Consider the following 12205-nt stretch of genomic DNA (forward strand, 5'->3'; position numbering starts at 1 on the left):
CTTCTCGCCCGGGCGGCGACGCGCCTCCCGGGGTTTACCCGTGGGTTCAGCCGGCCGCCACGGCCGCCGCCACGCCGGCAGCGATCCGCGCCAGGTCGGCGTCGTCGGTGACGTACGGCGGCATCGTGTAGACCAGGTCGCGGAACGGGCGCAGCCACACCCCCTGCCCGGCCGCGGCGGCGGTGGCCGCGCCGAGGTCGACCTCGTGATCGAGCTGGACCACGCCGATCGCGCCGAGCACCCGCACGTCGGCCACGCCGGGCGCGGCGCGCAGCGGCTCCAGGCCGGCGCGCAGGCCGGCGCCGACCCTGGCCACCTGGGCCGACCAGTCCCCGGCCCGCAGCAGCCCGATGGAGGCGTTGGCCACCGCGCAGGCCAACGGGTTGCCCATGAACGTCGGCCCGTGCGCCAGCACGCCGGCGGCGGAGATGCCCCGGGCGATCTCCGGGGTGCAGAGCGTCGCCGCGAGCGTCAGGTAACCGCCGGTGAGGGCCTTGCCCAGGCACAACACGTCAGGCGTCACCCCGGCGTGTTCGGCGGCGAACATCGCACCGGTACGGCCGAAGCCGGTGGCGATCTCGTCGAAGATCAGCAACACCCCGTGCGCCCGGGTCACCTCGCGCAGCACCCGCAGGTAGCCGGGATTGTGGAACCGCATCCCGCCGGCACCCTGCACGACCGGCTCGACGATCACCGCGGCCAGTTCGTCGGCGTGCCGCTCGACGGTCTCCACCAACGCCGCCACGTACGCGTCGTCGGGCGGGTCGGTGAAACCGCCGGGCGGGACCGGGGCGAACACCTGCCGGGGCAGCACGTCGCCCCAGAGGTGGTGCATGCCGCCCTCCGGGTCACAGACGCTCATCGGGTGGAACGTGTCGCCGTGGTAGCCGCCCCGCCAGGTCGCCAACCGGCGCCGCTGCGGCCGGCCGACGGCCCGCTGGTACTGCAGGCACATCTTCACCGCCACCTCGACGCTCACCGAGCCGGAGTCGGCCAGGAACACGTGCTCCAAACCGTCAGGGGTCAGCTCGACCAGGGTCCGGGCGAGACGCACGGCGGGCTCGTGGGTGAGCCCGCCGAACATCACGTGGCTCATCCGGCCGAGCTGGTCGGTCACCGCCGCGTCAAGCACCGGGTGCCGGTAGCCGTGGATCGCCGCCCACCAGGACGACATACCGTCCACCAGTTCCCGCCCGTCGGCCAGCCGCAGCCGCACCCCCTCGGCGCTGTGCACCACGTACGGCGGGTTCGTCGGCGGCAGCGCGGCGTACGGATGCCAGACGTGCGCCCGGTCGGCGGCCAGGATCTCCTCGGGTGTCACGGGTAACTCCTCTGCGCCTCAAGCGGTCCGGACGGCGAATATCCGCCGGCAGCGTCTCGCGCGCCATGTGGGTCGCGCTCGTGCCGTGTCGGTCGGGTCCAACCGCAAGATCGTGCTCGAACAAGGATGTAGTGGCCTCCGGCGCGAGCGAGGCCACTACATCCAGGATCAAGCGCGACCTTGCCGCATGCGGCGGCGGGGCGGAGCATCTCGGCCTCCCCCGCCGCCGCCAACACCGCGTCGAGGGCGGTCACCGACCCGCGAGATGGTCCGGAGCCGCTGACCCGGCAGTCGCGCGGGCGGCGGCACGCACCAGGGCCGGGCCCCGGTAGATGAAGCCGGTGTAGAGCTGCACCAGGGCGGCGCCCGCGTCGAACATCCGCGCCGCGTCGTCCGGGTCGAGGACCCCGCCGACACCGATGATCGGTAGCCGACCGCCGGTCTCCCGGTGGACGAAGTCGACCACCTCGCGGGCCCGTCCGGTCAACGGCCGACCGGAGAGACCACCGGCCTGGGCGCCACGCTCGACGTCCACAGTGGCCAGACCGGTACGGGCCAGCGTGGTGTTGGTGGCGATCACCCCGGCCGCGCCTCGGGCCAGGCAGACCTCCAGCAACTCGGCGATCGCCGCCTCGGTCAGATCGGGTGCGATCTTGACCAGCACCGGCTTCTCCCCCACCAGCGCGCCGAGCAGCGCGTCCAGATGGGCCCGGTCCTGCAACGCACGCAGGCCCGGGGTGTTCGGTGAGGACACGTTCACCGCGAAGTAGTCGCCGTGCCCGCGAAGTGCCCGGTACGAGGCGAGGTAGTCCTCGACCGCCTCGTCGAGCGGGGTCACCTTGGACTTGCCCAACGAGATGCCCAGCGGCACCCCGAGCGGACGCGGCAGCGCGGCCAGCCGGGCGGCCAGCGCGGCGGCCCCGGCGTTGTTGAAGCCCATCCGGTTGACCACGGCCTCGCTGGCCGGCAGGCGGAACAGCCGCGGCCGGGGGTTACCCGGCTGGGCGTGCGCGGTGACAGTGCCGACCTCGACGAAACCGAAGCCGAGCGCGGGCCACGCCGGCAGCGCCGCGCCGTCCTTGTCCATCCCCGCGGCCAACCCGACCGGGTTGGGGAAGCGCACCCCGAACACAGTGCGCGGCGCGTGGACCGCGTACCGGGCCCGCAGCGCCGCCAGCGCCACCGGCCGCCGCGACAGCGCGGTCAGCCGGCGCAGCGTCCACTCGTGCGCCGCCTCGGCGTCCCCACCGCCGAGCCGGAACAACCAGGGCCGAACAACCCGCTCGAACATCAACCCCACCCTCCCTCTCCCACCCACCCACCCCACCCAAACCCCACTCCCGCCCGCACGCCCCGCCGCCGATCATGAAGTTATTGCCCCGACACGCCGTCTGGGCGGGCGATAACCTCATGATCGACGAGGGTGGGCGGTTGGGTGGTTAGTGGGCGGCCCGCAGGGTGGCGTGCAGGTCCTGCAGGGGGCGTACCCGCATGTCGCCCCGGATGCGTGCCTCGATGCCCATGACCGCCGCCGCCGCGCCGGGGACCGTGGTGATGCACGGGATGTCGGCGGTGACGGCGGCGCTGCGGATCTCGTAGCCGTCGGAGCGGGCGCTGGCACCCGAACCCTGCGGCGTGTTGATGACAAGCGCCACCTGGCCGCCGCCGATCAACGACACCGCGTCGTCGCCCTCGCCCGCCTGGTAGTGCTTGCGGATCTGCTCACAGGCGATGCCGTGTCGACGCAGCACCTCGGCGGTGCCGGTGGTCGCCACGATCTCGAAACCGAGGTCGGCCAGCCGCTTGATCGGGAAGATCATGCCGCGCTTGTCCCGGTTCGCCACCGAGACGAAGATCTTCCCGGCGGTCGGCAGCGACCCGTACGCGGCCGACTGGCTCTTGGCGAAGGCGTGCCCGAAGTTGGTGTCGATGCCCATCACCTCGCCTGTCGACTTCATCTCCGGGCCGAGCAGCGAGTCGATCCCCTTGCCGGCGCGGGTCCGGAACCGCTTGAACGGCAGCACCGCCTCCTTGACCGCGACCGGCGCGTCGGCGGGCATCGTGCCGCCGTCCCCGGACGCGGGCAGCAGACCCTCGGCGCGCAGCTCGGCGATGCTCGCGCCGAGCGCGATCCGTGCCGCCGCCTTGGCCAGCGGCACCGCAGTCGCCTTGGAGACGAACGGCACGGTCCGCGACGCCCGCGGGTTGGCCTCCAGCACGTAGAGCACGTCGTCCTTGAGCGCGTACTGCACGTTCAGCAGGCCACGGACGCCGACGCCCCGGGCGATGGCCTCGGTGTAGCGGCGGACCTCGGCCAGGTGCGAACCCGCGAGGGTGATCGGCGGCAGCGCGCAGGACGAGTCGCCGGAGTGGATGCCGGCCTCCTCGATGTGCTCCATCACACCGCCGATGTAGACCTCGCCGTCGGCGTCACAGAGCGCGTCGACGTCGATCTCGATGGCGTCGTCGAGGAACCGGTCCACAAGCACCGGGTGATCCGGGGAGATGTCGGTGGCCCGGCCGATGTAGTCACGCAGCGTCGGGTCGTCGTAGACGATCTCCATGCCCCGCCCGCCCAGCACGTACGAGGGCCGGACCAGCACCGGGTAGCCGATCTCGTCGGCGATCGTCTTGGCCTCGTCGTAGGACGTGGCCATGCCGTGCGCCGGCGCGCGCAGCCCGGCCCGGGCCAGCACCGCGCCGAACGCGCCCCGCTCCTCGGCCAGGTGGATCGACTCCGGGGAGGTGCCGACGATCGGCACGCCCGCGTTCTTGAGCCGCTGCGCCAGCCCCAGCGGGGTCTGACCGCCGAGCTGCACGACCACCCCGACCACACCCGGCCCGCCGGCCGCCCGGCCGGACGAGTCCTCCGCGTGCCAGACCTCCAGCACGTCCTCGAAGGTCAGCGGCTCGAAGTAGAGCCGGTCGGCGGTGTCGTAGTCGGTGGAGACCGTCTCCGGGTTGCAGTTGACCATGACGGTCTCGTAGCCGGCCGAGCGCAACGCCTGGACGGCGTGCACGCAGGAGTAGTCGAACTCGATGCCCTGGCCGATCCGGTTCGGGCCGGAGCCCAGGATCAGCACCTTCGGCCGGTCCGACGGCACGACCTCGGTCTCCAGGTCGTACGTCGAGTAGTGGTACGGAGTCGTCGCCTCGAACTCGGCAGCGCAGGTGTCCACCGTCTTGTAGACCGGCCGCACGTCGAGGCGGTGCCGCAGGGTCCGTACCCCGTCCTCGGCGGCCAACTCCGGGCGCAACGCGGCGAGCTGCCGATCGGACAGGCCGGCCCGCTTGGCCTGGCGCAGCAGCTCGGCGTCGAGCACCGGCGCGTCGACGATCTCCGCGCGCAGCTCGATCAACGCGGCGATCTGGTCCAGGAACCACGGGTCGATCCCGCCGGACGCCTCGGCGACCTCGGCGATCGACGCGCCGAGGCGCAGTGCCCGCTCCACGGTGTAGAGCCGACCGTCGTGCGGGATCCGCAACGCGGCGAGAGTGTCGGCGAGGGTCACGCCGGCCGGATCGGGCACGGTCCAGAAACCAGAAGACTTGGTTTCCATCGAGCGCATCGCCTTGTTCAGCGCCTCGGTGAAGTTACGCCCGAGGCTCATCGCCTCGCCCACCGACTTCATCGTGGTGGTCAGCTCCGGGTCCGCGCCGGGGAACTTCTCGAACGCGAACCGGGGGATCTTCACCACCACGTAGTCCAGGGTCGGCTCGAACGCCGCAGGGGTCTTCAGGGTGATGTCGTTGGGGATCTCGTCGAGGGTGTAGCCGATGGCCAGCTTGGCGGCGATCTTCGCGATCGGGAAACCGGTCGCCTTGGACGCCAGCGCCGACGAGCGGGACACCCGGGGGTTCATCTCGATCACGACGATCCGGCCGTCGACCGGGTTGACAGCGAACTGGATGTTGCAGCCGCCGGTGTCCACCCCGACCTCGCGCAGCACGGCGATGCCCAGGTCACGCAGGCGCTGGTACTCCCGGTCGGTGAGCGTCATGGCCGGGGCCACAGTGACGCTGTCGCCGGTGTGCACACCCATCGGGTCGATGTTCTCGATCGAGCAGACCACCACCACGTTGTCGTGCCGGTCGCGCATCAGTTCGAGTTCGTACTCCTTCCAGCCGAGCACGCTCTCCTCGATGAGGACCTCGTGCACCGGGCTGGCGGCCAGGCCGTCGCCGGCGATGCGGGCCAGGTCCTCCGGTGTGTGCGCCATGCCGGAGCCCAGGCCACCCATTGTGAACGACGGCCGGATCACCACCGGCAGGCCCAGCTCGGCGACCGTCGCCTCGACCTCGTCCATCGAGTGGCAGACCCGGGAGCGGGGCACCAGGCCCGCCGGGTCCTCGACACCCAGACGTACGCCGGCCTTCGCCACGATCTCCTTGAACAGCTGCCGGTCCTCGCCCCGGTTGATGGCGTCGATGTTCGCGCCGATCAACTCCACGCCGTACTTCTCCAGGACGCCGGCCTCGTGCAGGGCGACGGCCGTGTTCAGCGCGGTCTGCCCGCCGAGCGTGGCCAGGATCGCGTCCGGGCGTTCCTTGGCGATGACCAGCTCGACGAACTCCGGGGTGATCGGCTCGACGTAGGTCGCGTCGGCGAACTCCGGGTCCGTCATGATCGTGGCCGGGTTGGAGTTGACCAGGCTGACCCGGATCCCCTCGCTGCGCAGCACCCGGCACGCCTGGGTGCCGGAGTAGTCGAACTCGCAGGCCTGCCCGATGACGATCGGGCCGGAGCCGATCACCAGGATGTGCTTGAGATCGGTCCGCTTAGGCATTGCTGCGCCCCTCGCTGTGGGTCCGACCCTCGATCAAGTCGGCGAATCGGTCGAAGAGGTAGTCCGCGTCGTGCGGGCCGGCCGCCGCCTCCGGGTGGTACTGGACGGTGAAGGCGGGCACGTCGATCGCCCGCAGCCCCTCGACCACGTTGTCATTGAGGCAGACGTGCGACACCCGAACGCCACCGAAGTCGGTGTCGATCACCTGGTCGGGGACCACCGCGCCCGACCCGGCGCCCGGCACCTGCACCGCGAAGCCGTGGTTGTGGCTTGTCACCTCCACCTTGCCGGTGGCCCGGTCGAGCACCGGCTGGTTGATCCCCCGGTGGCCGTAGCCCAGCTTGTAGGTGCCGAAGCCGAGCGCCCGCCCGAGGATCTGGCTGCCGAAGCAGATGCCGAACAGCGGGATCCGCCGGGTCAGCACCTCCCGGGCCAGCGCCACCGGCCCGTCGGCGGTCGCCGGGTCACCCGGGCCGGGCGAGAAGAAGACCGCGTCCGCGCCGGTGGCGAGCAGGTCCTCGATGCTCGATCCGGCCGGCAGGACGTGGGTGGTCACCCCGCGCGCGGCGAGCCGGCGCGGCACGTTGCGCTTGATGCCCAGGTCCAGTGCCGCCACTGTGAACCGGTGCTCGCCGAGAGCCTCCACGACGTACGGCTTGTCGGTGCTCACCTCGGCGGACAGGTCGGCGCCCACCATCTGTGGCGCCTGGCGGACCCGGGCCAGCAGGCTCTGCGGGTCGTTGTCGACGCTGGAGATGCCCACCCGCATGGCGCCCCGCTCGCGCAGGTGCCGGGTCAGCGCCCGGGTGTCCACCCCGCTGATGCCCACCACCCCCTCGGTGGCGAGGCGGTCCTCGAGACCGCCGGTGGCCCGCCAGTTCGACCCGATCCGCGCCGGGTCGCGCACCACGTAACCGGCGACCCAGATCCGGCCGGACTCGTCGTCCTCGCCGTTGACTCCGGTGTTGCCGATGTGCGGGGCGGTCTGCACCACCACCTGCCGGTGGTAGGACGGGTCGGTCAGCGTCTCCTGATAACCGGTCATGCCGGTGTTGAAGACCGCCTCGCCGAAGGTCTCCCCGACACTGCCGTACGCCTCACCGGGGAACGTGCGCCCGTCCTCGAGAACCAGGGTCGCGGGTCTGCGCTTGACCATTACTTGACAGCCTTTCCGTCCAGGACCGTCGGCTCGCCACGCAGGAAGGTCGCCACGATGCGACCCGGCAGCGTCATGCGGGCATACGGGGTGTTGCGACTGCGGCTGGCCAGCTCCGTCGGCTCGATGGTGCGGCGGGCGGCCGGGTCGATGAGTGTCAGGTTGGCCGGCACGCCGGGTGCCGGGTCGACGCCGTGCCCGGTCAACCCCGCGATCCGGGCGGGGGTACGCGACATCCGCTCGGCGATCAGGTCCCACTCGGGGCCGAACACGTCGAGCGCGATGGACAGGGCCGTCTCCAGGCCGAGCATGCCCGGCCGGGCGTACGCCCACTCGCACTCCTTGTCCTCCACGGCGTGCGGGGCGTGGTCGGTGGCGATCATGTCGATCACCCCGTCGGCGAGCGCGGCGCGCAGCGCGGCGATGTCCGTGGCCGTCCGCAACGGCGGGTTGACCTTGAAGACCGGGTCGTAGCTCTCGGCTCGCTCGTCGGTGAGCAGCAAGTGGTGCGGGGTGACCTCGGCGGTGACGCGTACCCCGCGCGCCTTGGCCTGGCGCAGCACCTCGACGCTGCCGGCGGTGGAGACGTGGCAGACGTGCAGTCGGCTGCCCACGTGCTCGGCGAGCAGCACGTCGCGGGCGATGATCGCCTCCTCGGCGACCGCCGGCCAGCCGATCAGACCGAGCCGGGTGGAGACCTCACCCTCGTGCATCTGGGCACCCTCGGTGAGCCGCGGCTCCTCGGCGTGCTGGGCGATGATCCCGTCGAACGCCTTGACGTACTCCAACGCCCGGCGCATCAGCTTGGGGTCGGCGACGCAGTGCCCGTCGTCGGAGAAGATCCGCACCCGGGCCGCGGAGTCCGCCATCGCGCCCAGCTCGGCCAGGCGCTCCCCGGCCAGCCCGACGGTGACCGCGCCGATCGGTTGCACGTCGACCAGACCGGCCTCGCGGCCGAGCCGCCAGACCTGCTCGACAACGCCGGCGGTGTCGGCGACCGGGGAGGTGTTGGCCATCGCGCAGACCGCCGTGTAGCCGCCCAGGGCCGCCGCGCGGGACCCGGACTCGACGGTCTCGGCGTCCTCCCGGCCGGGCTCGCGCAGGTGGGTGTGCAGGTCGACAAGGCCGGGCAGGGCGACCAGCCCGGTGCCGTCGACGGTTGTGGCGTCCGGCGCGGACAGGCCGGAGCCGACCTCGGCGACCAGGCCGTCGCGGATCAGCAGGTCGGTCGGCGCGCCGCCGACGACACTCACGCTGGTGATCAGGTACGCGGTCACCGGTTGTTCCCTCCGAGCAGCAGGTAAAGAACAGCCATCCGCACGGAGACCCCGTTGGTGACCTGTTCGACGATTGTGGAGCGGGGTGAGTCGGCGACCTCGGGAGTGATCTCCATCCCCCGGTTCATCGGGCCGGGGTGCATGACGATCGCGTGCTCGGGCAGCCGACGCATCCGCGGGCCGTCCAGCCCGTAGCGGCGGGCGTACTCGCGTGCGGAGGGGAAGTAGGAGTCGTTCATCCGTTCCCGCTGCACCCGCAACATCATCACCACGTCGACGTTCGGCAGCACGGAGTCGAGGTCGTAGGAGACGTCGGTGGCCGGGGCGAGGGCGCCGGCGATGTCGACGGGGATGAGGGTCGGTGGTCCGACCAGGGTGACCTTCGCGCCGAGGGTGGACAGCAGCAGCACGTTGGAGCGGGCGACCCGGGAGTGCAGCACGTCTCCGACCACCGCCACCGACAGCCCGGCGAGCCGGCCCAGCCGGGACCGCATGGTGTACGCGTCGAGCAGCGCCTGGGTGGGGTGCTCGTGGGTGCCGTCGCCGGCGTTGACGACCGACCCGTCGACCCAGTTGGCCAACCGGTGCGGCGCGCCCGAGGCGGGGTGCCGCACGACCACGGCGTCGGCGCCCATGGCCTGCAGGGTCAGCGCGGTGTCCTTCAGGCTCTCGCCCTTGGTGACGCTTGAGCCCTTCGCGGAAAAGTTGATCACGTCGGCGCTGAGTCGCTTCGCCGCCGCCTCGAACGAGATCCGGGTGCGGGTGGAGTCCTCGTAGAAGAGGTTCACCACGGTCCGGCCGCGCAGCGCGGGCAGTTTCTTGATCTCCCGGCCGGCGACGGTGGCCATCTCGGCGGCGGTGTCCAGGATCTCGGTGGCGGTGTCGGCGTCCAGGTCCGCGCCGGAGAGCAGATGCTTGATCATGAAGTTGTTCCCCCGTACAGCTTTACCTCGTCCGTCCCGTCGGTCTCGGCGAACGTCACCTTCACGCTCTCGGCGAGCGAGGTCGGGATGTTCTTGCCGACGTAGTCGGCGCGGATCGGCAGCTCGCGGTGGCCCCTGTCGACCAGGACGGCAAGCTGCACCGACGCCGGACGGCCCACGTCGTTGAGGGCGTCGAGCGCGGCCCGGACGGTGCGGCCGGAGAAGAGCACGTCGTCGACGAGGATGACCCGCTTGCCGTCGATCCCGCCCGCCGGCAACTCGGTCGGACCGACCGCGCGGGTGGCGTGCCGCCGCAGGTCGTCGCGGTACAGAGTGATGTCGAGCACACCCACGCCGACGGCGACGTCCTCGAAGGTGCTGATCCGGGCGGCGAGCCGGCGGGCGAGGGGCGTCCCCCGGGTCGGAATGCCCAGCAGCACCGTGTTGGCGGCGCCCTGGGTCTTTTCCAGGATCTGGTGGGCGATGCGGTCGACCACGCGCTGCACGTCGGCGCTGGCGAGGATCACCTTTACCGAGGGTTGTCGCGGTGGTGAAGAGCGGGCAGCCGGTGGGTATGCCACGGCGGACCTCCTTCCCCGCCTCACGGGACGGGTCGTTAAAGGATGTCGGGCACCTCCGGCCGGACCGCGCAGCGGACCTGACCGGGGCTTCACGCCACGTTACCAGTGGTCACCGGGCCGATGGACGGCGGCCGCTGACCATCGGATCAGGACCAGGAAATGGGGATAACTTCCCGGACGCTCCCCAACGGTCGGGTCCCGACCACTTGACCAGGTGTCGCATTCCCCGTACCGTCACGCTCCGTAGCGATCGACGGGAGAACCCCGAGCAGCACTGGGAGTGTCCGAATGCCCTCTGAATACGCCAAGTCTCTGGGCGCCCGCCTGCGCTCCATCCGCCAGCAGCAGGGTCTTTCCCTGCAGGGTGTGGAGGAGAAGTCGAATGGGCGGTGGAAGGCCGTGGTGGTCGGCTCGTACGAGCGCGGCGACCGGGCCGTGACGGTGTCCCGTCTGGCCGAGTTGGCCGAGTTCTACCGGGTCCCCGTTTCGGAGCTGCTGCCTGACGGCAGTGGTGTCCGGCACGAGCCCACCAGCAAGATCGTTCTGGACCTGGAGCGGCTCTACGACGAGGCCTCCGAGGACCTGGCCTACGTCGCCCGCTACGCCCGCGCCATCCAGCAGCAGCGTGGTGACTACAACGGCCGGGTGCTCTCGATCCGCGCCGACGACCTGCGGGCGCTCGCGATCGTCTACGACGCCTCGCCGTCGGGTTTGATCGAGCGTCTCACCGAGCACGGTGTGCTGGTGGCCGACCCGCGGGCGTTCTTCGCCTCCTGAGCTGTCGCTGTACCGAAAGGGCCCGTGCCACCTGGCACGGGCCCTTTCCGGTTACGGCGTGCGGTGCTGCGCCGTTCAGCGGGTGGCGTACTCGGCGATCCGGCCGAGCACCCCGTTGAGGAAGCGCGGCGAATCGTCAGTGGACATCTGCCGGGCCAGCTCCACGGCCTCACTGATCGCCACCGCGTCGTCGATCTCGTCGACGTAGAGCAGCTCGTAGACGGCGATCCGGGCCAGATTCCGGTCGACGACCGGCATCCGTTCAAGCGTCCAACCCTCGGCATAGCTGGCGATCAGCTCGTCGATCCGATTGAGGTGCTCGGCAACCCCCTCGACCAGGCTCACCGCGTAGCCGAGGTGCTCCGGTCGGGGCTGCTCGATCCGCTGCACGTAGCCGGCCAGCACCTCCACCGGAGGCTTGTCCCGCAGGTCAGCCTCGTAGAGGACATCCAGCGCCCGCTTGCGCGCCTTGCGGCGCGCCGGCATCTGCTGCTTGGCACCCTCAGCCATCAGGCGCGGCCGAGGTAACGGCCGTCGCGGGTGTCGACCTTGATCTTCTCACCGGTGGTGATGAACAGCGGCACCGGCACTGTGGCACCGGTCTCCACGGTCGCCGGCTTGGTGCCGCCGGTCGAGCGGTCGCCCTGCAGGCCGGGCTCGGTGTAGGTGACCTCCAGCACGACGCTCGTGGGCAGCTCGATGTAGAGCGGCACACCCTCGTGCTGGGCGACGGTCGCCTCCGCCTCGGGCAGCAGGTAGTTGGCTGCCTCGCCGACGGTGCCGCCGGGCACGGTGATCTGGTCGAACGTCTCCAGATCCATGAAGACGAAGTCCTCACCGTCGGCGTACAGGTATTGCATAGTGCGCTTGTCAACGGTCGCGGTTTCGACCTTGGTGCCCGCGTTGAAGGTCTTGTCGACCACCTTCCCGGACAGCACGTTCTTCAGCGTGGTGCGCACGAAGGCACCACCCTTACCGGGCTTGACGTGCTGGAACTCGACGACAGCCCAGAGCTCGCCGTCCAGGTTGAGTACCAGGCCGTTTTTGAGGTCGTTGGTGGAGGCCATTTCCTGCCTTGATCATCAATTGGCGGACAGACCTGACGAGTCTACTAGCTGCGCCAAGACCTGCTGACTGCCGTACGTGGGCGGGGGTCGACCAGCGGCCATCGACGCCCACGAAGGTAACACACAGTGACCCGCTGGAGGGGTGTCGACTCCACCGTTCGGACCCGTTGCGCTGCGTCGACCCGCCCACCGGTGACCCAGCGTGCCGGCCGGCCAGCCGCCCCAACCCGATGCGACACACAAAGTCGCAGCTCACAGCGCTATCGCACCGGACAGAGCAGGGCAAAGGGTCGAAGCGGGCAGGCACTCCGCCACC

At 70.9% G+C, this 12205-nt stretch carries 10 protein-coding genes; 1 reads left to right on the forward strand and 9 read right to left on the reverse strand.

Annotated features, from left to right (window positions below; genetic code table 11):
* Nucleotides 1-46: 46 nt before the first annotated feature.
* From AB0B86_RS24675 to pyrR, 7 genes are all read right to left on the reverse strand, one after another.
* Nucleotides 47-1321, reverse strand: coding sequence for an adenosylmethionine--8-amino-7-oxononanoate transaminase (locus tag AB0B86_RS24675; RefSeq protein ID WP_357411596.1), 1275 nt, complete (start codon nucleotides 1319-1321; stop codon nucleotides 47-49).
* 250 nt (nucleotides 1322-1571) lie between these two features.
* On the reverse strand, nucleotides 1572-2615 hold the full coding sequence (locus tag AB0B86_RS24680) for a quinone-dependent dihydroorotate dehydrogenase (RefSeq protein WP_357411622.1): 1044 nt from the start codon (nucleotides 2613-2615) through the stop codon (nucleotides 1572-1574).
* 145 nt (nucleotides 2616-2760) lie between these two features.
* Complete coding sequence (gene carB / locus AB0B86_RS24685) at nucleotides 2761-6108, reverse strand: carbamoyl-phosphate synthase large subunit (RefSeq protein ID WP_357411597.1); 3348 nt, start codon at nucleotides 6106-6108, stop codon at nucleotides 2761-2763.
* Nucleotides 6101-7264 carry a glutamine-hydrolyzing carbamoyl-phosphate synthase small subunit gene (gene carA / locus AB0B86_RS24690; RefSeq protein WP_357411598.1) on the reverse strand — a complete coding sequence of 388 codons (1164 nt, stop codon included), beginning with the start codon at nucleotides 7262-7264 and terminating at the stop codon, nucleotides 6101-6103. Before carA ends, carB begins: the two co-directional genes overlap by 8 nt.
* Nucleotides 7264-8541 (reverse strand): dihydroorotase, encoded by a 1278-nt coding sequence (locus tag AB0B86_RS24695; RefSeq protein ID WP_357411599.1) that lies wholly within the window; start codon nucleotides 8539-8541, stop codon nucleotides 7264-7266. The genes carA and AB0B86_RS24695 overlap by 1 nt, the downstream gene beginning before the upstream one ends.
* Entirely contained in the window at nucleotides 8538-9464 is a 927-nt protein-coding gene (locus tag AB0B86_RS24700) for an aspartate carbamoyltransferase catalytic subunit (protein ID WP_357254827.1), read from the reverse strand. Before AB0B86_RS24700 ends, AB0B86_RS24695 begins: the two co-directional genes overlap by 4 nt.
* On the reverse strand, nucleotides 9461-10045 hold the full coding sequence (gene pyrR, locus AB0B86_RS24705; RefSeq protein ID WP_357419884.1) for a bifunctional pyr operon transcriptional regulator/uracil phosphoribosyltransferase PyrR: 585 nt from the start codon (nucleotides 10043-10045) through the stop codon (nucleotides 9461-9463). Before pyrR ends, AB0B86_RS24700 begins: the two co-directional genes overlap by 4 nt.
* A 288-nt stretch (nucleotides 10046-10333) precedes the next feature.
* Here pyrR and AB0B86_RS24710 point away from each other — a divergent pair, with 288 nt between their 5' ends.
* The gene (locus tag AB0B86_RS24710) at nucleotides 10334-10822 is read left to right on the forward strand and encodes a transcriptional regulator (protein ID WP_007458348.1); all 489 of its coding nucleotides are present in this window, start codon (nucleotides 10334-10336) and stop codon (nucleotides 10820-10822) included.
* A 75-nt stretch (nucleotides 10823-10897) separates the two neighbouring features.
* On the opposite strand, the gene nusB is transcribed toward AB0B86_RS24710, so the two are convergent.
* Together nusB and efp are read right to left on the reverse strand one after the other, a co-directional pair.
* The gene (nusB, locus tag AB0B86_RS24715) at nucleotides 10898-11308 is read right to left on the reverse strand and encodes a transcription antitermination factor NusB (protein WP_203176905.1); all 411 of its coding nucleotides are present in this window, start codon (nucleotides 11306-11308) and stop codon (nucleotides 10898-10900) included.
* Nucleotides 11309-11331: 23 nt separating this feature from the next.
* The gene (efp, locus tag AB0B86_RS24720) at nucleotides 11332-11889 is read right to left on the reverse strand and encodes an elongation factor P (protein WP_007458344.1); all 558 of its coding nucleotides are present in this window, start codon (nucleotides 11887-11889) and stop codon (nucleotides 11332-11334) included.
* Between the last annotated feature and the right edge of the window lie 316 nt (nucleotides 11890-12205).

It is taken from the genome of Micromonospora sp. NPDC049047, from assembly GCF_040649135.1.
In the GTDB taxonomy this organism is placed as follows: domain Bacteria; phylum Actinomycetota; class Actinomycetes; order Mycobacteriales; family Micromonosporaceae; genus Micromonospora.